The organism is Collinsella aerofaciens, assembly GCF_015560135.1.
GTDB classification, from domain to species: Bacteria; Actinomycetota; Coriobacteriia; order Coriobacteriales; family Coriobacteriaceae; genus Collinsella; species Collinsella aerofaciens_AN.
On the sequence record NZ_JADMRH010000009.1, the window covers coordinates 61,628 to 85,031 of the forward strand.

19 protein-coding genes and 1 other RNA gene are annotated in these 23,404 nt (G+C 60.7%); 13 read left to right on the plus strand and 7 right to left on the minus strand.

Annotated elements, in window-relative coordinates:
• Positions 1-131: 131 nt before the first annotated feature.
• From I2H19_RS05470 to I2H19_RS05485, 4 genes are all read left to right on the plus strand, one after another.
• The gene (locus I2H19_RS05470) at positions 132-377 is read left to right on the plus strand and encodes a DUF6110 family protein (RefSeq protein WP_195621843.1); all 246 of its coding nucleotides are present in this window, start codon (positions 132-134) and stop codon (positions 375-377) included.
• A 78-nt stretch (positions 378-455) separates the two neighbouring features.
• A complete protein-coding gene (locus tag I2H19_RS05475; protein ID WP_271745854.1) occupies positions 456-2,471 on the plus strand; it encodes a heavy metal translocating P-type ATPase in 2,016 nt (671 codons plus the stop codon).
• A 143-nt stretch (positions 2,472-2,614) separates the two neighbouring features.
• Entirely contained in the window at positions 2,615-2,968 is a 354-nt protein-coding gene (locus I2H19_RS05480; protein WP_195621847.1) for a hypothetical protein, read from the plus strand.
• Positions 2,965-3,480, plus strand: a complete 516-nt coding sequence (locus I2H19_RS05485) for a type II toxin-antitoxin system VapC family toxin (RefSeq protein ID WP_195621849.1) — start codon at positions 2,965-2,967, stop codon at positions 3,478-3,480. Before I2H19_RS05480 ends, I2H19_RS05485 begins: the two co-directional genes overlap by 4 nt.
• Positions 3,481-3,540: 60 nt before the next feature.
• Here I2H19_RS05485 and I2H19_RS05490 read toward each other — a convergent pair whose 3' ends face one another.
• Positions 3,541-3,975 (minus strand): hypothetical protein, encoded by a 435-nt coding sequence (locus I2H19_RS05490; protein ID WP_195621851.1) that lies wholly within the window; start codon positions 3,973-3,975, stop codon positions 3,541-3,543.
• A gap of 239 nt (positions 3,976-4,214) precedes the next feature.
• On the opposite strand from I2H19_RS05490, the gene ssrA reads away from it, so the two are divergent.
• The 8 genes from ssrA to I2H19_RS05530 all read left to right on the plus strand — a co-directional run bounded on the left by ssrA (position 4,215) and on the right by I2H19_RS05530 (position 13,289).
• Positions 4,215-4,578: a transfer-messenger RNA gene (gene ssrA / locus I2H19_RS05495) on the plus strand.
• Positions 4,579-4,937: 359 nt separating this feature from the next.
• Entirely contained in the window at positions 4,938-5,816 is an 879-nt protein-coding gene (locus I2H19_RS05500) for a patatin-like phospholipase family protein (RefSeq protein ID WP_195621853.1), read from the plus strand.
• Between the two features lie 157 nt (positions 5,817-5,973).
• Positions 5,974-6,417, plus strand: coding sequence for a 50S ribosomal protein L13 (rplM, locus tag I2H19_RS05505; protein WP_022094635.1), 444 nt, complete (start codon positions 5,974-5,976; stop codon positions 6,415-6,417).
• 2 nt (positions 6,418-6,419) lie between these two features.
• Complete coding sequence (rpsI, locus tag I2H19_RS05510; RefSeq protein WP_022094634.1) at positions 6,420-6,815, plus strand: 30S ribosomal protein S9; 396 nt, start codon at positions 6,420-6,422, stop codon at positions 6,813-6,815.
• 123 nt (positions 6,816-6,938) lie between these two features.
• On the plus strand, positions 6,939-8,276 hold the full coding sequence (gene glmM, locus I2H19_RS05515; RefSeq protein ID WP_195621855.1) for a phosphoglucosamine mutase: 1,338 nt from the start codon (positions 6,939-6,941) through the stop codon (positions 8,274-8,276).
• A gap of 101 nt (positions 8,277-8,377) precedes the next feature.
• Complete coding sequence (locus I2H19_RS05520; RefSeq protein ID WP_306421699.1) at positions 8,378-8,845, plus strand: PTS sugar transporter subunit IIA; 468 nt, start codon at positions 8,378-8,380, stop codon at positions 8,843-8,845.
• Between the two features lie 271 nt (positions 8,846-9,116).
• Positions 9,117-9,845 carry a glucosamine-6-phosphate deaminase gene (gene nagB, locus I2H19_RS05525; RefSeq protein WP_022094631.1) on the plus strand — a complete coding sequence of 243 codons (729 nt, stop codon included), beginning with the start codon at positions 9,117-9,119 and terminating at the stop codon, positions 9,843-9,845.
• A 444-nt stretch (positions 9,846-10,289) separates the two neighbouring features.
• A complete protein-coding gene (locus tag I2H19_RS05530) occupies positions 10,290-13,289 on the plus strand; it encodes a BTAD domain-containing putative transcriptional regulator (protein WP_195621857.1) in 3,000 nt (999 codons plus the stop codon).
• A gap of 69 nt (positions 13,290-13,358) precedes the next feature.
• Here the strand turns inward: I2H19_RS05530 and I2H19_RS05535 are convergent, their stop codons facing one another.
• The 6 genes from I2H19_RS05535 to I2H19_RS05560 all read right to left on the minus strand — a co-directional run bounded on the left by I2H19_RS05535 (position 13,359) and on the right by I2H19_RS05560 (position 20,746).
• Positions 13,359-13,658 (minus strand): YhbY family RNA-binding protein, encoded by a 300-nt coding sequence (locus I2H19_RS05535; RefSeq protein WP_117583334.1) that lies wholly within the window; start codon positions 13,656-13,658, stop codon positions 13,359-13,361.
• Positions 13,659-13,840: 182 nt separating this feature from the next.
• Positions 13,841-14,566, minus strand: coding sequence for a methyltransferase domain-containing protein (locus tag I2H19_RS05540; protein ID WP_195621859.1), 726 nt, complete (start codon positions 14,564-14,566; stop codon positions 13,841-13,843).
• Between the two features lie 477 nt (positions 14,567-15,043).
• The gene (locus tag I2H19_RS05545; protein WP_195621861.1) at positions 15,044-16,408 is read right to left on the minus strand and encodes a PFL family protein; all 1,365 of its coding nucleotides are present in this window, start codon (positions 16,406-16,408) and stop codon (positions 15,044-15,046) included.
• A 108-nt stretch (positions 16,409-16,516) separates the two neighbouring features.
• On the minus strand, positions 16,517-19,075 hold the full coding sequence (locus I2H19_RS05550) for a homocysteine S-methyltransferase family protein (protein WP_195621863.1): 2,559 nt from the start codon (positions 19,073-19,075) through the stop codon (positions 16,517-16,519).
• Between the two features lie 10 nt (positions 19,076-19,085).
• Entirely contained in the window at positions 19,086-19,874 is a 789-nt protein-coding gene (locus I2H19_RS05555; RefSeq protein ID WP_195621866.1) for a hypothetical protein, read from the minus strand.
• The gene (locus I2H19_RS05560; protein ID WP_195621869.1) at positions 19,874-20,746 is read right to left on the minus strand and encodes a methylenetetrahydrofolate reductase; all 873 of its coding nucleotides are present in this window, start codon (positions 20,744-20,746) and stop codon (positions 19,874-19,876) included. The genes I2H19_RS05555 and I2H19_RS05560 overlap by 1 nt, the downstream gene beginning before the upstream one ends.
• A gap of 427 nt (positions 20,747-21,173) precedes the next feature.
• Here I2H19_RS05560 and I2H19_RS05565 point away from each other — a divergent pair, with 427 nt between their 5' ends.
• On the plus strand, positions 21,174-23,261 hold the full coding sequence (locus I2H19_RS05565) for a glutamine synthetase III family protein (RefSeq protein WP_195621871.1): 2,088 nt from the start codon (positions 21,174-21,176) through the stop codon (positions 23,259-23,261).
• The last annotated feature ends 143 nt before the right edge of the window (positions 23,262-23,404 follow it).

The window sequence follows — 23,404 nt, forward strand, 5'->3', positions numbered from 1 at the left end:
GTTTCCAAAAAGTTAGCCATTGTTGACCAAATAGTTATACTAAACTATTTTCAAAAGCGTGCTCGAGCAAACTAATGAACTCGGGTGCTAAGGCACCATGCCGCGCTTGTGCGGCAAAAGGGAGAAGCAACATGAAGAAGTCGACGTTTAACACCCTGCTTGTCGGTGGCGGTTTTCTGCTTGGCACGGCCGGCATCAAGCTGCTTACCAGCGCTCCGGTCAAGAATGCCTGCGTGCAGGGTATCGCGTGCGGCATGCGCATCAAGAACGGCTACCAGGACATGGTCGAGCAGGCCAAGGCTAATGTCGACGACATGGTTGCCGAGGCTGCCTACATCACCCAGAGCGAGTCCGCTGCTGACGAGGCAGCCGAGTAACGCTCCCAGGCACAAACTATGAGATTCTCGATTATTAGCGAGATCCCCGGCAGGACCCGTCTTCAATTGGCGGGTCCTGTGCCAGAGAGCGATCTCGATGCACTTCTTAAGCTCAGCGGCGATATCGACGGCGTGCACAGGGTGCGCGTGTATGGCCGCATTGGCCAGATGGCGCTGGAGTACGACGAGCCACGCCGCGCGAGCGTGCTCGACGCCTTGGGCGCACTCGATGCTCAAGCTATCGCCGATGCCAAGTCGGGCTACGTGATGCAACTCGAGCCGCGCAAGCACAAACTCGTTATGGATCTGGCGACACTCGTCGGTGCTCATTACGCACGTCGCTGGTTCTTGCCGACGCCTTTGCGTGCGGTATTTGTCGTGGCCGGTTACATGGCATTTTTGCGCGCTGCCCTTCATGAGCTGGCGCAGCCGCGCCTGACCGTTCCCGTGCTCGACGCTTCGGCCATCGGCATTTCGTTCGTCAAGCGTGATGTCGACACCGCGGGCCAGACAATGTTCCTGCTCAACGTGGGCGAGCTGCTCGAGGACTACACCCGCGCCATGAGCGAAAACGAGCTCATCAACTCGCTGCTCGATGTGCCCGATAAGGCACAAAAAGTGGTCGGCGACACCGAGGTAAGCGTTGCTGCGACCGAGCTCGAGCCCGGCGATTTGGTCGCCGTGCGCACCGGCATGTCTATCTGCATCGACGGCGTGGTCGAGCAGGGGAGCGCCATGGTCAACCAAGCGACCCTGACCGGCGAGCCGCTGGCCGTCGAGCGCAGCGCAGGCGACGACGTGTTCGCCGGCACCGTCGTGGAAGACGGCAGCATCTTGGTGCGTGTGCGCGCCAATACGGCGCAAACCAAACTGCGCTCGATCGTCTCGCTCGTGCAGACGGCCGACTCGCTCAAGTCCGAGGGCCAGTCGCACATGGAAGACCTCGCCAACAAGATCGTCCCGTGGAACTTCCTGCTCGCGGGCCTTGTCGCGCTCACCACCCGTAGCCTCATCAAGACCTCGGCGGCGCTGATGGTCGACTACTCGTGTGCGCTCAAGCTCACGGGTTCCGTTGCCGTCATGACTGCCATGAGCGACGCCGCCAAGATGGGCGTCATGGTCAAGGGCGCGAAGTACTTTGAGTCGTTTGCCAAGGCCGACACCATCGTTTTTGATAAGACCGGCACGCTGACCGAGGCTCAGCCGCGCCTGGCTTGCGTGCTCACCACCGATGGCTGGAGCGAGGACGAGATCCTGCGCCTTTCCGCTTGCTTGGAGGAGCATTTCCCGCATCCGGTGGCGCGTGCCGTGGTCAACGCTGCTCACGAGCACGGGCTCGAGCATCGCGAGCGTCACGCTGCGGTCGAGTACATCGTGGCGCACGGCATCGCTTCGTCCATCGAAGGGCGTCGCGCCATCATCGGTTCGGCGCACTTTGTATTCGAGGATGAGGGCGCGCAACTCGAGTCCGACATTAAGGAGCGCATTGAGTCCCAGATGCAGGGCTTGTCGCCGCTGTACCTGGCGGTCGATGGCACCGTTGTGGGCGTGCTCGGTATCGAGGACCCGCTTAAGCCCGGGGTTCGCGAGGCCATCGCCGACTTGCACGCGTTGGGCGTTAAGCACGTGGTCATGCTCACGGGCGACTCGGAGCGCACGGCCGAGCGCATTGCTCGCGAGGCAGGGGTCGACGAGTTTAAGGCCGAACTGCTGCCCGAGGACAAGTACGCCTATGTGGCGCGGATTAAGCGCGAGGGGCGCCACGTTGCCATGGTGGGCGACGGCGTCAACGACTCACCGGCGCTGGGCCTGGCCGATGTGGGTCTGGCCATGGGTGGCGGAAGCGACATCGCCAAGGAGGTCGCCGATATCATCCTGGCGGATACCGATCTGGCCGCAATCGTGCGCCTGCGCCGCATGAGTCAGGGGCTTATCGACCGTCTGACGAGTTCGTATTCCAAGGTGATGCTCACCAACTCGGCGCTGTTGGCATTGGGTATTACCGGCGCGATTACCCCGCAGGCGTCCTCGCTGCTGCATAACGGCTCGACGATTGCCTACAGCCTGAGCAACGCGAAGGCATATCTGCGCTAGCAGACGTGTTCGTCTACGTTATCTGGCCTGCGCCTGGACGGCATCGATGTCGTCCAGGCGCAGGCCTTTTGCATTTGACCATGTGCTAGCTTCTATATATAGTGGTGCTAGCATGGCTAGCAATTGAAGGGAGCGGGATCGACGTGGGTGCTGTTAGCGGCATGGCGCAGGTGAACGTTCGCGTGGATCGCCAGGTCAAGAACCGTGCCGAGGAGGCACTGCGGCTTTCGGGCGGGTCACTGCCCGAGCTCATCAAAAAGGTCGTGGCCAAGGTCGCACAGGGTGGCGGGCAGTGCGAGGAAGTGCTTGCGGCCGTCGACGACCGGAAGCAGGTCGTCGCGCCCGATGCTCCGTTCGTCGCGTCGTGGGCAGCGGCAGACCGGCTTTACGCGGACCTGGGCATCGCTACGTCGCCTGTATCCGACGATCGCGATTGGGACACAATCTATTCCGAAGCCATGGATGAGCATTATCGCCAAAAGGGGATGGTCCAGTGAGCGGGACGCCTCTCAAGATCATGGTAGACGCCAATGTATGGGTCGATTCGTTTTGCGTCGACCATGCCGAGTCGCTTGCCGCGCGTGCGTTTATTGGGCAGGCGACGGAGACGGGGGCGTTGCTGTTCTTTCCGGTGCATATCGCCAAGGACGTGCTGTACGTTGTCCAACACGAGCTGAAGCGTAGCGTTCTTGCCAGCGGGGGAGCGCTCGACGAGGCATCTGCCCGTGCAATTGGCAATGCAGCGTTGGCGTTTGTTCGGAACATGACCGAAAACGCCACGGCCGTGGGTGCTGATGCATCCGATCTGTGGCTGGCCGACAAATACTTAGCGCTCCATCGCGATTACGAGGACAACTTGGTGCTCGCCGCGTGCAAGCGCGCACAGGTCGATTACTTGGTGACCAATGGCCACAAACTGCTCGACCATGCCGATCTTGCAGCAAAGACCCCGCGCCAAATGATGCCGATTTTTGCTTTGGCCGAACGCGGTGGGCGGGTGTCCTGCTAGCGCCTGGCTGTCTGCGTGGCCTTCGGAACGTCAGCGCTCAGAAGGCCACGCATCCTTAAATTACAAAAGCTCGGCCTTAATGACGGGAGCTTCGGTGAGCTTTTCGGTAGCCTTATCGTCGGAATCGTTTAGTGCTGCCAGGCTGCGGTAGACCCACTCGTTGACCTGGGTGTTCTTGACGCCTGCGGTCTGCATAAGGGCGCCTACCTCGCGGATTGCTGCGAGCAGATCGGCCTTGGGGCCCGCGAGCTCGACCTCGATGCCGTGGTAGGCGGTCACGCCGCGGTTCTCACTCACGTGGTCGATAAAGCCCTCGACGGTCTCAAGCTGCTGGGCGAGAGCTGCATCATCGTCAGCGTCCAGCGCGACGAGTGCGTTCGATACCGTGAGGGCGGGATGCCCGCAGGGGACAAAGCCTTCGATGACATCCATAGCTTCGGTAATGGTTGAGCCCAGGCCTGCGAGGGCATTGACGAGCTGCTGCTTGGTATCCATAACGGTCCTTTCGACGGGTCAATTTTGCTTGGCGAAAATATACGTGACGTGTTCGGTAGCAAAAGTGCGAAGTGTGGCACACATTGGGGTCTTCACAGCTCGTGCATAGAACAGCTGTCCGCTTTCAGAACGTGGTAAGATAACACTTCACAAGCGGGGCTCGCCCCGCATGTTCCTTGAAAAGTCGACGGTTATCGGGTGCTTGCAGGCCCGATACCATCCAGACTTTCCCGACATTCGGGGGCGACTGGTTTCGACACGATAGCTCTGAGAGAGGAAGCAAGCCGAGGTCTCCTCGCCTCGTTAAACAGGGGTACCGTCAAATTGAATTGACAACAACTCTTCTTTTGAGCCTATGGCTCTCGCTGCTTAGTTTATAGCGGCGCGTCAACCCGGTGATTTCCCCGACACCGGCGCGACGTCATGTCAGGGGAATGCTCCTGCGCACGTAATCGGTATGGCGCAGGCTAAGACCGAACCGGTTAGGACGCCGCGAGCGTGTCGCTGCGCGCAAAGCGTCCGAGACTAAACCAGCGACTGAGCTTGGAGATGCCAATCAGGGGGCTTTCGTGGACCGGAGTTCGATTCTCCGCGCCTCCACCATAAGTAACAGGCAGGTAGATACTCATATCTACCTGCCTTTTTATTTCTAGTCCGTACCGCGGAGAATCGAACTCTATGCAGGGCGCGAGCGTTAAGCAAACGCGGAGCGTTTGTAGCGAGCGGGCGAGGGCGCCGGCAGGCGGCCGAAGCCGGTGCGGATTTGCGAAGCAAATACGCAGATTCTCCGCGCAAACTTCCGACTCAAAACGGATGCGATGTTTATCGAATCTCAGCTGGCCTCGCCCAGCATCAACGGATCCCCCCGTACCGCGGAGAATCGAACTCTGCTCCAAAACCTGCGCGCTCGCCATCCCAAAACTGGGTAGAAGAAAGCCAAAACGCAATCGCAGGAGGTCAACATGACTGCAGAAGATAAGGCAAAAAACGCCGGCAAGGTCGCGCTCGTCTTGGAGGGCGGTAGTTTTCGCGGGCAGTTTACCGCGGGCGTGCTCGACGTTCTCATGGAGGCCGGCGTCGAGATTCCGGCGGTATATGGTGTATCGGCCGGCGCCCTCAACGGCGTGAACTACAAGTCGCACCAGATCGGCCGTGCCAACCGCATCAACCTGGCTTTCTGCAACGACAGCCGCTTCATGGGCGCCGCATCGTTTGCGTCCACGGGCTCCATCGTCGGCTACGACTTTATCTTCAACGACGTCCAGGACCGCCTGGATCCCTTTGACAACGAGACGTTCGACGCCAGCCCCATCGAGATGTATGCCGTCGCGACGGACATGCTGTTTGGAACCGCTGCCTACCTGCCGGTTAAAAGCGCTGTGCTCGATCTCGATGCCGTGCGCGCTTCGACTTCGTTGCCGCTGGTGACGCCGCCGGTCGAGATCGACGGGCACAAATACGTCGATGGCGGCGTGGCGGATTCGGTTCCTATCGAGCATGTGCTCGAGGAGGCTGGCTTCGACCGCGCGGTCGTCATCGTCACCCAGGACCGCTCGTACGAAAAGAAGCCCTACGAGTTTATGCCGGCAGCGCGTGCTCGTTATGCCGACTACCCCTACCTGCTCGAGGCCATCGAGACACGTCACGACCGCTACAACATCCGGCGCATGCATCTGTGGAAGTACGAGCGCGAGGGTCGCGCCCTGGTTGTCGCTCCGCAAAAGCCGGTCGAGGTCGGTCATGTTGAGCACGATCCGGCAAAGCTGCTCGACCTGTATATTCAGGGCCGCCAGGAGGCAAAGCGCCTGCTTGCGGAAATCCAGGAGTTCGTCGAGCGTTAGCGTCGCAATACAACGGCCCATGGACGACATGTGCAGAAACTCTGGTCGGAGCCAAAATACCTGTTGACTCGGGCGGCGAGCGGGGTAATATGGACGGGTTACTTGCAGAGCCCCGTGAATCTCTGTAACAACACGTACTGTACATGGAGGAGTCTAAGTGATTTCGAAATCGACTCACTACGCCAAGCAGGGCGAGGTCCAGCGCAACTGGGTTCTCGTCGACGCCGATGGTGCTGTCCTGGGCCGTCTTGCCACCCAGATCGCAATGATCCTGCGCGGTAAGAACAAGCCCCAGTTCACGCCCAACAGCGACTGCGGCGACTTCGTTGTCGTCATCAACGCCGATAAGGTCCAGCTTACCGGTAACAAGGCAGACACGAAGACCTATTATCGCCACAGCGGCTACAACGGCGGCCTCAAGGCTGAGAGCTTCCGCCAGGCTATGGAGAAGCACCCGGAGAAGGTCATCGAGCGCGCCGTTCGCGGCATGCTGCCCAAGACCACCCTCGGCCGTGCCCAGATGACCAAGCTTAAGGTCTACGCTGGTGCCGAGCATCCGCACGCTGCCCAGAACCCCACGAAGATTGAGCTGGAGGCTTAAAGATGGCTGAGAACACCGTTGTCTACCAGGGTACCGGCCGTCGTAAGAACGCCGTCGCCCGCGTCCGTCTCGTCCCCGGCACCGGCAAGGTGACCATCAACAAGCGTGACGCCGAGCAGTATTTCGGCCGTCATCAGCTCGTTGAGAACGCCCTTGCTCCCTTCAAGGTGACCGACACCGCCGGTCAGTTCGACGTTATCGCTCTGTGCGATGGCGGCGGCATCTCCGGTCAGTCCGGCGCTCTGCGCCTGGGCATCGCTCGCGCTCTTCTGAACGCTGGCGACTACCGTGCTGACCTCAAGAAGGCCGGTTTCCTTACGCGCGATGCTCGCGTGGTCGAGCGCAAAAAGTACGGCCTCAAGAAGGCCCGCCGCGCTCCCCAGTTCTCCAAGCGCTAAGGTTTTATCTCCTTTCGAGATACAATGTACAAGCGGGGCCTGCCGATTCCTCGGCGGGTCCCGCTTTTCTTTTTCGACTAGGGTGGGCGGTTGCATATCGCCTGCTAGGGAAGGAGCGATCCTATGCCCCAGAACATCTTCGGTACCGACGGCGTCCGTGGCGTCGCCAACGCCGACCTCTCGTGCGACCTCGCGTTTCGCCTGGGCCGCGCGGCGACCAAGTTCCTTGGTCCGGATATCTGCGTCGGCCGCGACACGCGTCTTTCGGGTACCATGCTCGAGAGCGCTCTGACTGCCGGCATCATGGCCGAGGGCGGTCGTCCGCACTGCTGCGGCGTCATCCCCACGCCTGCCGTGGCGCTGCTCACCGTCCAGAACGAGCTCGACGGCGGCATCGTCATCTCTGCTTCGCATAATCCGCCGGAGTTCAACGGCATCAAGTTCTTTAGCCGCAAGGGCATGAAGCTTCCCGATGCGGTCGAGGAAGAGATCAGCGCCTGGGTCATGTCCGAGGAGGCCATGGCTGCCGACACGCTGCCGACCGGTGCCGGCGTGGGCCACATCATCAAGATGAAAGACGCCCGCAAGGCATACGTCGACCACGCCATCGATACGCTTGATGGCCTGAGGCTCGATGGCCTGGTCGTTGCCGTCGACTGCGGTCATGGTGCTTCTTGCCAGACCACGCCCGCCGCGCTGCAGCGCCTGGGTGCCACGGTCCATGCCATCAACACCGATTACTGTGGCACTGACATTAACGTTGAGTGCGGCTCCACTCACCTTGAGCCCCTGCGCGAGCTCGTGCTGCGCACCCACGCCGATATCGGCCTGGCCCACGACGGCGACGCCGACCGCGTACTGTTCGTGGACAGCGAGGGCAATGAGATCGACGGTGACTACATCCTGGCTATCTGCGGTTCTGACCTCGCCGCCCGCGGCAAGCTCGCCAACTCCGAGATCGTCTCGACCGTCATGTGCAACCTGGGCTTCTCCATCGCTATGAAGGAGCAGGGCTTCGAGATGGTTCAGACCGCCGTGGGCGATCGCTACGTTCTGGAGCGTATGCTCGCGGATGGCGCCGTCATCGGCGGCGAGCAGTCCGGCCACATCATCTTCCTGGAGCACAACACCACCGGTGACGGTCTGGTGACGGCTCTGCAGCTGCTGGCCGTGCTCAAGCGCACCGGTCGTACCCTCACCGATCTTGCCGGCATCATGAAGAAGTACCCGCAGGTACTCGTCAACGTGCATTCCGACAACAAGGCCGGCCTGGACGATTGCCAGCCCATCTGGGATGCCGTCGCTGCCGCCGAGAAGGAGCTCAATGGTCGCGGCCGCATCTTGGTGCGCTCGAGCGGTACCGAGCCGCTGGTCCGCGTTATGGCCGAGGCCGAGACGCACGAGCTGACCCAGCGCGTTGTCGACGACATCGTCGAGGTTGTCAAGCGCGAACTTCCCTAATGGTCAAAAACGAGTGCCAAGTGGTAAACTGTTAAGGCTATTTTGGTCGATTGGTATGTCCGAGGGGGAGCATGTTCACTAAAGTCCTAAGGTCTTTTGGTATGCGTGGTCGAGTCCTTACGCTGGATGCTCCCATCTCGGGCGACGTCATTCCGTTGTCCGAGGTCAATGACCAGACATTTGCCACCGGCCTTTTGGGCCAGGGCGTGGCGATTCAGCCTACGGGTACGCGCGTGATTGCGCCGGCAGACGCCAAGGTCGAGGCCATTTTTCCCACGGGACACGCCGTTGCGCTCAACACGGTCGATGGCTTGGACGTGCTCATCCACGTTGGCTTGGACACTGTTCAGCTCGAGGGCAAGCACTTTACCGTACATGCGCAAGTGGGTGACATCGTCCATAAGGGCGATGTACTCATTGAGTTCGATCGCGAGGCAATTGCTGCCGAGGGCTACGATGTGACGGTTCCCATCTTGGTGTGCAACTCCGTTGAGTTCTCGAGTATCAAGGGCTCCGTTGGTGTGCATGTCGAAGAGATGGACCAGCTCATCGTTGCTCGCGAGCGCTAGCAAGTGCACGTGGCCATTAGCCTACAATTCAAACACGTTTACGGAGGGCGCCCTTGAAAGAGGACGCCCTCCGTGGCAAGATGGGAAACGTCCGAGGCTAAACAGCTTCGGGTCGCCGTGGACGGGCAGGGGCCTCGACGCGGCTAGACACGAGACACATACATTACGCGACCTCGCCCTGGTGGCCGCACACGTTGGTTGCGGCCGACGCGGGCCGCGGGCAAGTGCTTGTAAGGGAGCCTTGCCTCTCTTGTACGAGAAAGGACGCGTAATGAAGATCATTAAAGCTAAAGACTACGAGGATATGAGCCGCAAGGCCGCTAATATCATCTCGGCGCAGGTTATCCTCAAGCCCGACTGTGTGCTGGGCCTTGCCACCGGCTCCACCCCGATCGGTGCCTACAAGCAGCTCGCTGCTTGGTACGAGAAGGGCGACGTCGACTTTGCCGAGGTCAGCACCTACAACCTGGACGAGTATCGCGGCCTTTCGCACGACGATCCCCAGAGCTATCACTATTTCATGCGTGAGAACTTCTTCGATCACATCAACATCGACCTGAACAACACGCATGTGCCCGACGGTTCCAACCCCGACGCCGCCGCTGCCTGCTCTGAGTACGACAAGATTGTCGCCGAGGCCGGTTACCCGGATCTGCAGCTGCTCGGTATTGGCAACAACGGCCACATCGGCTTCAACGAGCCCGATGACCACTTCTCCAAGGGCACGCACTGCGTCGACCTCACCGAGAGCACCATTCAGGCCAACAGCCGCCTGTTCGACAGCATCGACGATGTTCCCCGTCAGGCCTACACCATGGGTACCCAGACCATCATGTATGCCCGCATGATCCTGGTCGTCGCCAACGGCGAGGCCAAGGCTCAGGCCGTGCATGACATGTGCTATGGTCCGGTTACGCCCGAGTGCCCGGCTTCGATTCTGCAGCTGCACACCAACTGCGTTGTCGTTGCCGACGAGGCCGCCCTTTCGCTCTGCGAGTAGCGCGAATCCTGCAGCTCGACATAGCCTTGCCTAAGGCCTCCGCTTTGCGGGGGCCTTTTTGCTGAGCGCGCGCCGTGTGCTTGACGAAAATCTGGCCGCGAACTGGACGGGTGCGTCTGGTGCAGCATGATTCATTCCATAACAGATACTATGCATAAATGCTATGAAAAGGTCGCAGACGGTAGCTGGCGCTAGGTGAGTTGCGCAACACAATTGAACAGCGCTCATTTGAGGTACACTGCCAAAGGATGGGACAAGCTGGCAAGCGCATTGACCTGCGCAAAGACTGATTGGTTGGGGGATAAGTTTCAATCGGACCACGCTGAACAAAAACTTGCCATTTGCGTACCAACAAACATCCTAAACCGTAGCATCGCTCTATTCATCTAGCGATACATATGGTCTAGCGTTACGGTGTCCATGTGGTCGAGTTGAGGAGCGGGCATGGTTAACGATTTGGGCAATACGGACGACCTCGAGCTTATGCCGCTGGGCAGTAGTTATACGGTGCGGCGCGATCGCTTGATGAACGAACTTATCGCCAAGGGCCGAAAGGCCGGCATCGTAGTCCTCTACGCGCCTGATGGCTTTGGGAAAACCTCGGTGCTGCTGCAGTATGCCCAAGAGGTTAAAAACGATCCGACGCGAGGTCCCGTGCGGATCATTGAGGCAGACCGCGCCATTGGGCGCGAGGTGTTTATGCAGCTCGAGGTCGTTACCGAAGAGCTTAAGGACAAGCCGCACTCCCTGATCGCAATCGATAACGTGCCTAACCTCAGCCAGAGCGAGACCGAGGAGCTGATCGACCGAATCCGAAGCCTGCGTGCTATGGGGGTTGGGGTCTTTATGAGCTGCCGTCCCTCGAATCGCCAGCTGATTCATGGACTGGGCGATTCGATTAAAGTCAACGCGCAGATGCTCAAGGTGCATGCCTATGAGTATTCGGCGTGGGCATCGGCGTTTTCGATCAGCACATCGCTCGACTTCTATCAGCTTACGCAGGGCGTGCCCGAGCTCGTCTCGGCTATGCAGTCGGGACTATACGGGCAGGGAGACGTTGCCCAGATGCTCGAAAACGAGATCGTCAATATCTACGGTGCGGCACTTGTTGACCTGGCGTCGCTCGAGAACAACGCCCTGTTTAGTGTGGCATGCTTGATGGTCTTAATGGGTGAGGGCAATATTTCGGAGCTCGAGGCTTGCGGTGTTAGGCTTTCGGCGATTGACCAGTCCTATCTCGTCCGCGATTATCCCATTTTTGGCGTTGATCCGGCAGACCGGAGCTTTACCTGCTTGGGTACCGAGGACAACGCGCGCCTGCGATTGCGCAAGCTGGTCGCCGAAATTCGCCCCGAACTCGTTGTACGGGCGGCGCGTATATTGATTAAAGCGGGGCGCTGCGATACCGCGATGGACCTCGCCGACGCGTTTTTGGACCGCAGTGCGGTGTTGGAGCTTGCCGGGCAGTATGGGGTCGATCTGGCCCTGACGGGGCATGGAGTGGATGTCTGCCGCGCGGCGCTGGGAAAGACCGAGGCAGATGGTAAGGCATCGGAGCCGACGCCTGACGAGGCGCTCGGCATCTATCTGGCGGCGGTGAGCGTCTCCAATACAAAGCTCGCGCGGTATATGGCCTCAATTATCGAGCGTGCGGGCGAGCAAGCGATTTGCGAGCTCGATCCCGTGTCGTGGAAGGTGGCGCACGCGTTTACGGCCGCCTGTTATGGAGATAGTGGTCTGGGGCTTCCGGCAAGTCATACAGCGTTGGAAAGTGAGGCGTCCTGTGCCGCACTCGACATGCTGTCCGCACATGTCGAGATAAAGCATGGGCTGACCGAGCGGGCGAAGGGTGGTGAGATCCTCGCGGGGCTCAAAACGGATAAGGCCTACGATTGTGAGCTCGATATCGCGAGGACGTTTGTGCGGGCGGACCGCATGTTGACGGAGCTATTTGATGGGTCGTATGCAGGGACTGACGAGCGTGATGACGAGATGGCCCTGACGCTCGAGGCACTCGAAGCGCGTGACATCCGAGCACTCGCCATCTGGGTGCGCATGGTATTATCGGCGCGGCGCCTGTTTGCCGGCATGCCGGTGACCGACGAGCAGGCATTCAATGAGCTCGACCGTTTTGCCGTGCGTGTGCGTGACAATCAAGTCCAGTTGTTTGGCTTGATACTGGAAGGCTGGCAGTCGCTGGCCGAGGGGCGTCCGGTCAATGCCAAATTCCGTGCGGTGCAGGTGCTCAGGCTTGCCGAGGAATCGATTGGATACATACGCGACAACGCACTGCTGCTAGAGCGCGCGGCGTACTTACGCAATACATCGATGGTATCGGTGCGTGAAGAGGCAGAGCTGCTCGATTTGAGTCGGACGCAGGTCGGTGGTGCCGAGGCTTGGATGGTGGCGCTGCATTTGGCCTCCGCTGGCCGCGATAGCGACCTTGCAGCCTGGATGTCCATGAACCGCCCAGGGATTTTGGATCCGTCGTATCGGCTGTTTGCGCGTCTTGCGATGCATTGTCTGGGTGAGCCGGCTGCTAGAATTCGAAAGAAGCTCCCGGTGCGCGAGCTGTCGCGGTATTCGCTGCGTGACGACTTTGAGGGCGAAGGCGAGCGTCTGTTCCAGGCCGGCGATGCCGAGGGTGTCGATGCGATTGGCCATATCGAGATTCGCATGTTTGGGGCGTTTCGCGCCGAGCGCGACGGGTTTCCCATCACGGATAAGATGTGGCGCCGCAAGAAAGCGGCGACGCTTGCCGAGCGGCTTGCGCTGGGCATGGATGCGCTGGTCGACCGCGAGACGCTGGCTATGGAGCTGTGGCCCCACGCCGAGTTCAATAGCGCTCGTAACAATCTGTACTCGACGATATCGCGCCTGCGTTCGGCCTTGGGGCCGACACCGGACGGCAAGTCGTGTGTGCTGATCCAAAACGAGTGCATTGGGCTTAACGGCGATTACGTCAAGACCGACGTGCGGTTGTTTGATCAGATAAGCCGCGAAGTTTTGGGAAATCGCACGGGTGCGCGCGGGCCCCATCTGATCGAGCTGTGCCTTAAGATCGAGCAGCTTTACGCCGGCCCGTTGTATGTTCCCAATGGCTGTAATCCCACCTACTTTTTGCGTATGAGGCGCATTATGGAATCGAAGTATATCGACTGCATGATTCGGGGCGCGAATGCCGCCCTAGAAGAAAATGACCTGCAGTCGGCGGTATGGCTGGTGGAGTCGGGGCTGCGGCAAGAGACGGCGCGCGAGGACATGGTGCGTTGCGCTATGCGCGTCTACGGCGCGGCGGGGCGACGACGCGATATCGTCGAGCTGTACAGTGGGCATATGCATCACCTGAGGGAGCAGGTCAATGGCGTGCCCGAGCCCGAGACGCGGCGTCTGTACGAGCGCTTGGTCGAGGGCAGGCTTAACCGCGTGCTCGTCGAGCGATAAAAAATGAGCGTCCGAATTGCTCGGACGCTCACAAGCTTGATGTATGTTGGCTCGCCGGATCGTTGGCTCTTAGACGAGCTTAATCTTCTCGATGTCCTTGCGCGAGGACTCACGATACAGCGAGAACTTGCGGCCGATAACCTGGACGACCTCGGCATGGCAGCGATCGGCAAGCTCTTCGGCGGCCTCGCGGGCAGAAAGACTGGAACCATCGAGTACGGAGCACTTAACGAGCTCGTGCTTCTCCAGGTAGGCGACCGTCTGCTCGACGGTGCCCTCGTTGATGTCGGACTTGCCGATGATGATGGCGGGGTTGAGGTGATGGGCCATGCTGCGAAGCTGCTTGACCTGGGCTCCTGTCAGTGCCATGGGTTCTCGCTTTCTATGTTATGGGGCGCCCCGCGATGGGGCCTTAATCTACGTGAGCTGTCCCACGATAGCGCAGGAACGGCGTGGTGTGGGGCGTGTTTGCCCAGTTCAAAAAGAATGCGGATGCCGAGCGGGAGAACAGCGCGGGTTGCAGGCGGACGTGTACGGCAGCCGAAAGCGGTCTATGGACAGCTCGAAGAGACCGGCTCCCATGCAATAAACGCCCAACGGACCTTGCGGACGTGGTCGAGCATGTAGCGCCCTTGCGGCACGCCCTTGGATCCCGGCTCGCCGGCATGGGGATTCTCGACCATGTGCTGGGCGATGTAGTCGCGCAGACGGTCGATTTTATCCTCGTTGCCATGTTCGAGCATACGGGAGAAGTCCGCTACGCCCGCCTCAAGGCTATCGAAGGTGTCGCGACGAGGCGATTCAAAGTACGTAACCTGCGGCAGGGCACCCATCTGAATGAGAATGTTAAAGGCATACACAAAGCCATTACTGCAGGTAACCGAGGCGCCAATGGCGTTCATCACGTGCAGGTCATAGCGCGGGCTGGAGTTGGCGACCATCGTGACGGCACAACGCCGGCGAGCCGTGCGGTCGAGCTTGGCAAGCGCGCCTTTTAGGTCATTGGTGGTGACGGAACGACTGGCAAAGGCAACATCCACAGTCTTGGCAACCGGCCCAACCAAATCCCAATCATCGTCCCAAGCAAGTTCAAGCGGCGTAATCAGGTCCTCGAGCCCATAGTACTCAATGCCAGCATCAAGGGTGCCCAACATGGCAGGGGAAAAATCAGCTGCAATCACGGGATGCCCGTCTTGCGCAAGCGGAATAGCAATCGACCCAGCCCCACATCCCATATCCAGCACCGATTCACCGGGCTCAAGCGCCAGCAATTTCATAAAATCCCGAGCATATGGGGCAGTCTCCAACGGACGAAAATGTCGAGCCCGCTTATCCCACTCAAAAGAATCATCAGCCCGATGCCGAGCGGCCTGCAGACGCATCCATTCCTGATTCCAATCAGCAGAAAGAAGCTCAGAGTGAGCATCCCCATCAACCACGGGCCAACCTCCTAGCAACAAAAAAGCGACCCCTCCCAAAAGAAGAGCCGCAACCAGCATATATCAGAAAGAACCGATCCAACGCCAAACCGCCATACCAGCCAAGTGGTGCAGGAGCGAAGCAACTGCAACCGGGATAGAACCCAGCCAAGGTTGAGATGTGCGGGAGCCCCGGGGAGGGCAAATATATAAGGTCGATCGCGAGTTCCGCACGAGCCGGAGAGCACTTAATGTGCTCTCCGTGCGAGTCAGGACTGTCCGAGCAGGCGACCTTATATATTTGCCCTCCCCGGGGCTCCTCGCCAGTCCCCTCAGCTAGTTCTTCAGCGAGTTCAGCGGCGCCGGGAAACGTCCACCACGGTGGGCAAGCACGGTGCCGGCGTTGGGGTTCACCGGCATGATGGGTGCACGGCCAAACAGGCCGCCATACTCGACGCAGTCGCCCACGCCCTTGCCGATGGCGGGGATCACGCGCACGGCCGTGGTCTTGTTGTTGATGACGCCGATGGCCATCTCGTCGGCGATGATGCCGGCGATGGTCTCGACCGGGGTGTCACCGGGGATGGCGATCATGTCCAGGCCAACGGAGCACACGCAGGTCATGGCCTCGAGCTTCTCGAGCGAAAGCGCGCCGGCCTCGACGGCGGTAATCATGCCGGCGTCCTCGGACACGGGGATAAAGGCGCCGGAGAGACCGCCCACGCTGGAGCTGGCCATGACGCCGCCCTTCTTGACGGCATCGTTGAGCATGGCGAGCGCGCAAGTCGTGCCCGGGCCACCGCAGGTGCCCACGCCGATGATCTCGAGGATGCGCGCGACGGAGTCGCCGATGGCAGGCGTGGGAGCCAGCGACAGGTCGACGATGCCCTTCTCGACACCCAGGCGATGGGCGGCCTCGCGGCTCATGAGCTCGCCGGCGCGGGTGATCTTAAAGGCGGTCTGCTTAATCTTCTCGGCGACCTCCATCATCGATGCGGAATCGGGCAGCGTCTCCAGGGCTGCGGCCATAACGCCGGGGCCCGATACGCCTACGTTGATGACGGCGTCGGCCTCGCCACCGCCGTGGACGGCGCCCGCCATAAACGGGGAGTCCTCGACCATGTTGGCAAAGCAGACAAACTTGGAAGCGCCGACGGAATCCTGGTCGGCCGTGAGTTTAGCGGCATCGATGATGGTCTGGGCGGCCATAAGCACGGCGTCCATGTTGATGCCGGCGCGCAGGCTGGCGACGTTGACACTGGAGCAGACACGGCTCGTGGTGGCGAGCGCCTGGGGGATGGACTGGATGACGCGGCGGTCGGCGTCGCCGATACCCTTCTGGACAAGTGCGGAGAAGCCGCCCAGGTAATCGATGCCGAGCGTCTCGGCCGCGCGGTCGAGGGCGTGCGCGATGGGGGTGAGGTCCTCATCCTTGCAGCACGCGGCAATCTGCGCCACCGGGGTGACGGAAACGCGCTTGTTGACGATGGGGATACCGTACTCGCGCTCGAGGTTCTCGGCGGTCTCGACCAGATGCTCAGCCGTGTGCGTCACGTGGTCGTAGATCTTCGTGCACATGCGGTCGAGGTTCTCGTCGCCGCAACCCATGAGCGAAACACCCATGGTGATGGTCCTGATGTCGAGGTTCTGCTCCTCAACCATGCCGCGGGTTTCCGCGATTTCTGCGGGCGTGATCGCCATCCTTGCGCTCCTATCTGCCAAAACGAGCATAGTCTTTTCTATTCTAACGTGCCGCACGTGCCAAATGGCGCGCGCGGCACGTTTTGGTACTCGGTTGTTTCCGTTGTGTTACTGCCCAAAGACCTCTTCGGCGATACGAGCGCTTTCGGCGGCGTCCTTGGCGTAGTAGTCCGCGCCGATCTGCTTAGCATATTCGGGGGTGAGTACGGCGCCGCCTACGATGATCTTGACGCCCGGCACCTCGGCATGAAGCAATTTGATGGTCTCCTCCATGGCGACGACCGTGGTAGTCATAAGCGCCGAAAGGCCGACGAGCTTGATGTCGCGCTCCTGTACGGTCTTGAGCACCTCTTGCGGGTCGACGTCGCGGCCTAGGTCAAAGACGGTATAGCCGTAGTTATCGAGCAGCATCTTGACGATGTTCTTACCGATGTCGTGGATATCGCCCTTGACGGTGGCCACGCAGATCTTGCCCTTGTCGGCAATCTCGCCGGCGGGCATCAGCCGCTTGATGGTGTCGAAGCCCACACGCGCTGCCTCGGCCGAGGCCATGAGCTGCGGCAAGAAGAACTTGCCCTGGTCAAAGAGGACGCCAACTTCGTCGAGGGCGGGGATAAAGTGATTGTTGATGAGGTCCATGGCGTCATGATCTGCCAGCAGACGCTCAGTCTCGGCAGCGATTTCGCCTTTGCGGCCCGAGACGACCATGCGACGAATCGGGTCGTCGGTGCCGTCGGTGCCGGCGGTGCCAGCAGCGGGCGCGGCGTCGGTCGATACCGCCTGGGCCGCCGCCGGGTTCGCGGCGATCTTGTACGGATCGGTCCAGCCGGCGTAGCGCTCGATGTATCCGGTCGAGCCCTCGTCCTCAACGCTCAAGACGCGATAGCTGTAAACGGTGTCCATAAAGCGCTTGGAGCCCGGGTTCATGATGGGGGCGTCCAGGCCTGCGCCGAAGGCGGCGGCCAAAAAGACCGAGCCCAGCAACGGGCGGGCGGGCAGGCCAAAGCTGATGTTCGACACGCCGAGCGCGCACTTGACGCCCAGACGCTCCTTGCACAGGGACATGGCGCGCAGGATCTGTTCGGCCTGGCGTTGATTGGTCGAGGCGGTCATGACCAGGCAGTCGATGAGGATGCGGTCTGGGCCGATACCGTAGCGGGCAGCCTCGGCCACGATGCGCTCGGCGATGGCGAAGCGAGCCTCGGCGGTATCGGGGATGCCGCCTTCGTCGAGCGTGAGGCCGACGACGTTGGTGCCGTAGTGGGCGACTAGCGGAAAGATCTCATCCATGATCTGCTGTTTGCCATTGACCGAGTTGATGATGGGCTTGCCGGCGTAGCGGCGCACGGCGGCCTCGACGGCTGCGGGGTCGGTGGAGTCGATCTGCAGCGGCAGGAGCGTGGAACCCTGGAGCTGCTCGGTGGCCTGCTGGATGATCTTGACCTCGTCGATCTCGGGCAGGCCCACGTTGACGTCCAGGATATCGGCACCTTGCTCTTGCTGGCTGATGCCCTGGCTTACGACGTAGTCAAGGTCACCGTCGCGCAGGGCCTGCTGCAGGCGCTTTTTGCCGGTGGGATTGATGCGCTCGCCGATGACGGCGATCTTGTGGCCGTCGCAGGGAAGGTCCACGACCGTCTGGGCGCTCGTGACCGACATGCTGGGCTTGCGGTGGCGCGGGCTGGGCGTGTGATTGTCGATAAGCGTGCGCAAGGCCGCCATGTGCGCCGGCGTGGTGCCGCAGCAGCCGCCCACAACGCTTACGCCGTCCTCGATCATGCCGGCGACGGCCTCGGCGTACTCGGGTGCCTGGATATCAAAGACGGTATTGCCGTCATCGTCCACGCGGGGTAGTCCCGCATTGGCCTGCACCATAACGGGCTTGTCGGTAACGGTGAGCATGCGTGCAGCGAGCCCTCGGAGCTCGGCCGGTCCCTGGCTGCAGTTGATACCCAGGACGTCGGCGCCGATGGCGTCGAGCGTGATGGCGGCCACCTCGGGACTCGTACCCAGGAATGTGCGGCCGTCTTCCTCAAAGGTCATGGTGGCAAAGACGGGCAGGTCGGAGTTCTCGCGGCAGGCAAGGACCGCCGCCTTGATTTCGGCCAGGTCGGTCATGGTTTCGATGATAAAGAGGTCTACGCCCGCGGCGACGCCAGCGCGCACCTCCTCGGCAAAGAGGTCGTAGGCCTCGTCGAAGCTGAGGGTACCCAGGGGGCGAAGCAGGGCGCCGATGGGGCCGATGTCGCCGGCAACGTAGCGGGCGCCGGCCTCACGAGCGCAGGTGACGGCCGCGGCAAAGACATCTGCCACGGTGGCGGCGCCATCGAGCTTGTGCGCGTTGGCGCCAAAGGTGTTGGCGGTGATCACGTCGCAGCCGGCCTCGACGTACTGACGCTGGATGTCGGTAATGACCTGGGGCTCCTCAAAGTTGAGCAGCTCGGGTAGGGCGCCGGCCTTCATGCCGGCCGCCTGCAGCATGGTGCCCATGCCGCCGTCGAACAGCAGGTGTCCCGTGCCCTCGATGGCGGCGCGCAGTCGATCGTCCTTAATGCGAAGGTCGTCGATTGTGCGCGTCTTGTATGCAGCCCCGTTGCAGCGCGCAGCATTGACAGGTGCCGCCAGCGCAGCACCGTCAGAATCATGAGTGATAAGCGGAGTAAACATCAATGAGCTCCTAATGGCTGGAATAGCAGGTGGTGTGGGCGGCGCGGAAGCGGCAGTGCTCGCGCATGCGGCAGATAGTGCAGGTGGGGCGGCTTTGGGCGTCGTGGACCTCGCCATCAAACAGGCCGATCACCGCGGTCACGCTCTTGGTGGGCATGAGCAGGCTGGTGGGGGTGACGGTAAGCCCGATGAGCCGCGTGGCGTTGAGTGCGGCCACGATCGAGCGCTGTGCCGTAAGCGGGCAGTCGCCGTAGCCGGGGCTAAAGCGCCAGTTACCGGCGAGTCCGTGTGCGGTGGCCGCAGCCTTGACCTGCTGGTCCATCTGCTCGACGGCGGCTTCTACATAGGCAGAGCATGCGGCGTCGAGCACGGCTCCCTCTAGGGGCTGCTGGGCTCCCGTGGTGCGCAGACGACGCTCGGCGTCCATGCCGAGGGTGCATGCCATGAGCGCGGCAAAGCGGGCGTCTTTGAGATGGCGATAGATGTCGCGACCACGCAGCTCAACGTTGGTGCCGACCAAGCGAATGCAAGGCTCGCCCTGCTCGTCCACGCCCGTGGCATCGACGGCAAACACGCGCCGCACGCCACGGGGCTCAATGTCCAGTTCCAGACGCTCAACGACAAGCTCAATACGCTGCGACAACTCGGGCTCAATCTGCTGACCGCCGTAGCCCAGATAGCGCAACATTTCGGCACGGTCGACGCGGGGATGGTGGGCAGCATCGATACGATAAAGCGCCGGCGACGCAAGGTCGGCCGGCACTTCGACAGCGGTTGTATCGATGTGCGGTTTTTCCATTACCCCAGGCGCTCCATAATGGTTGCGGCGATTGCAGGACGATTCATAGTGTACAGGTGCAGACCGTCGGCGCCGTGCTCCTTGAGGTCGCAAAGCTGACGGGCGGCATAATCTACACCGGCTGCCTGCAGGCTCTCGGGGTCGTTCTCGTACTTGGCGAGAATCTTGATGACGGGGGAGGGCAGCGATGCGCCGCACATAAAGACCATGCGACTGATCTGTGACTTGCCCATAAACGGCATGATGCCCGCGGTAATGGGCACGGTGATACCGGCCTTGTCGGCAAGCTCGCGAAAACGGTAGAAGCACTCGTTATCAAAAAAGAGCTGTGTCACAAAGAAGCTCGCGCCGGCGTCCTGTTTTTGCTTGAGGTATTCGACCGAAGCGTTGAGGTCCTCACAGGCAATGTGGCCCTCGGGGTAGGCTGCGGCGCCCACACAAAAGCCGGCGTCGACGAGCTCGGGGATGAGGTCGCGGGCGTAGGCATAGTCCGAGGCGGGCTTGTCGTCCTCGGTCGCGCCAGCGGGAAGATCACCGCGCAGGGCCAGGATGTTTTCAACGCCGGTGGTGCGATACTCGTCGATCTTGGCGGCGATATCGGCGTGCGAGCGGCCCACGCAGGTAAGGTGTGCCACCGAGGGTGTATCGAATTCGCTCGTAATCATATGCGCGATGGGGGCGGTGGTGGCACCGTTGCCCGAGCCGCCGGCCGAGCAGGTGACCGAGACAAAGCTCGGCGAAAGCTTGCACAGATTGCCAGCCACCTCGCGAGCCGTGTCGAGGGAAAGCTCGCCCTTGGGCGGGAACATCTCAAACGAAACGGGTGCGGTGCCCTGGGGTGCTGCCTGCTTAAAAACCTCGTCGACGCGCATATCGTGCTCCTTTAGATACTTAAATAGTGTGATGTGTTGTAAGGATTCTACAGCACCACTGTGTCACGGTGGAGTTTCACTCGCTATTCGGGGATACCAATCAAAGATGCCTCGCTATCGACATTCCCTATAGCAGAGCGGTCAATCTAGGATGGGGCTATAAAGACTGGTATCTGATGCGAAATACCAGTTAATAGAGCCCCTTCCCAAATTGACTACCCTTAAACCATGGGGAGCGGTCTGCAATTTATACAGTTGATTGGCTGTTGAGAGCGGCAACGCCGCCGCGATGCGGTAACCTCATTGATTGGTTTCGTGACAGCAACATAACGGTAATGTTGCGGAAACACGACGAGTCTAACCTATGACTCGTTCGTTAGTAATCAACACCGCCTCTCACGCGGTGCCGATACGAAGGGAGTTCCGTATGGCCGATCTTACTGACCGCTTCGGGACCATGGTGTTCTCTGAGGAAGTCATGAAAGACTACCTTCCCAAGGACATTTGGAAGCGCCTCGCTGCAACCCTCGAGGACGGTGAGCCGCTCGATCTTGACGTGGCCAACGCCGTCGCCCACGCCATGAAGGTCTGGGCTATCTCCAAGGGCGCCACGCACTACGCACACTGGTTCCAGCCGCTTTCGGGCATTACTTCCGAGAAGCACGACAGCTTCCTGGAGCCCAACCACGACGGCACCGCCATTACCAAGTTTACGGGCAAGAACCTCATCCAGGGCGAGCCGGATGCCTCCAGCTTCCCCAACGGTGGCCTGCGTGCCACCTTCGAGGCCCGCGGCTACACCGCTTGGGATCCTACCAGCCCCGCCTTCATTAAGGACGATGTCCTGTGCATTCCCACGGCCTTCTGCTCCTACACGGGCGAGGCCCTGGACAAGAAGACCCCGCTGCTGCGCTCTATGACCGCGCTCTCGCGTGAGTCTAAGCGCGTTTTGGCGCTGTTTGGTAAGACCCCCAAGAAGGTCGTTCCTTCCGTGGGCGATGAGCAGGAGTACTTCCTGATCAAGAAGGACGCCTACCGCAAGCGCAGAGACCTGGTCATCACCGGCCGCACCCTCTTTGGCGCTGCTCCCTGCAAGGGCCAGGAGCTCGAGGAGCACTACTTTGGCGCTATCCGCCCTACCGTCTCGGCCTATATGAAGGACCTGGACGATGAACTGTGGGCGCTTGGCATTCCCGCCAAGACCAAGCACAACGAGGTCGCTCCCTGCCAGCATGAGCTCGCCCCTGTCTATGGCGAGGTCAACGAGGCCATCGACCAGAACCTGGTCATGATGGAGAAGATGAAGCTCATCGCCTCCCGTCACGACTTGGTCTGTCTGCTGCACGAGAAGCCCTTCGAGGGCATCAACGGTTCGGGCAAGCACAACAACTGGTCGCTTGGCACCGAGTCCGAGAACCTGCTCGACCCGGGCGACACCCCGCTCGACAACCTGCAGTTCATCGTCTTCCTCACCGCGGTGATCGAGGCCGTCGATAACTATCAGGAGCTCCTGCGTGCCTCCGTTGCCTCGGCCGGCAACGATCATCGTCTGGGCGCCAACGAGGCTCCTCCGGCGATTATGTCCATCTTCCTGGGCGACCAACTTACCGAGGTCGTCGAGAAGATTATCGATGGCAAGGCTTCCGTCCATGCCACGCGCGGCGTGCTCGATTTGGGCGCCGATACCCTGCCCAAGTTGATGCAGGACAACACCGACCGCAACCGCACCTCCCCGTTCGCCTTCACTGGCAACAAGTTCGAGTTCCGTGCCTGCGGCTCCGAGCAGAACGTCTCCGACTCCAACCTGGTGCTCGATGCCGCCGTGGCCAAGTCGCTCAAGTCCTTCGCCGATGCACTCGAGGGTACGCCCGAGGATAAGTTCCAGGACGCCGCGCTCGAGTACTGCAAGAAGGTGCTGACCGATCACCAGCGCATCCTGTTCTCCGGCGACGGTTACTCCGACGAGTGGCCCATCGAGGCCGAGAAGCGCGGTCTTGCCAACAACAAGACCACGGCCGACGCTCTGCCCGCTTTTGTTTCCGATAAGGCTATCGCGCTCTTTGAGGAGACGGGCGTCCTGACCAAGGCCGAGGCTCAGTGCCGTTACGACTGCAAGCTCGAGAAGTACAACAAGCTCATGAACATCGAGGCTACCACGATGGTTCGCGAGGCGCGTCGTACCTATCGCCCGGTCATTACCGCCTATGCCACCAAGGTCGCTAAGGGCCTTGAGACTATTCGTGCCGCCGGTGCTGAGGCCGCCATGCAGTGCGAGCAGAACACGCTCAACAAGCTCTGCAACGGCATCACCGCCATCAACGACTCTATCAAGGCGCTCGACGCCGTGCATCAGAAGGCCGAGGCCCTCGATGGTCAGGAGCAGGCCAATGTGTATGCACACGAGGTCGTTCCCGCTATGGATACGCTGCGCGCCGCCGTGGATGCCATGGAGGAGATCGTGGCCGCCGACTACTGGCCGGTTCCGACCTACGACGACATCCTGTTCTACGTGTAGAACGTAACTGACATATCGTCACGGTATTGAGCCGGGGTCCGCATCGCGCGGGCCCCGGCTTTTTGATTACGGGCTTTAGCCTGTGCGGGGCGCGCAGCGCGCCGCATCAGAAACCACCCGCTATGCGGGTGGGGCCAAACGGC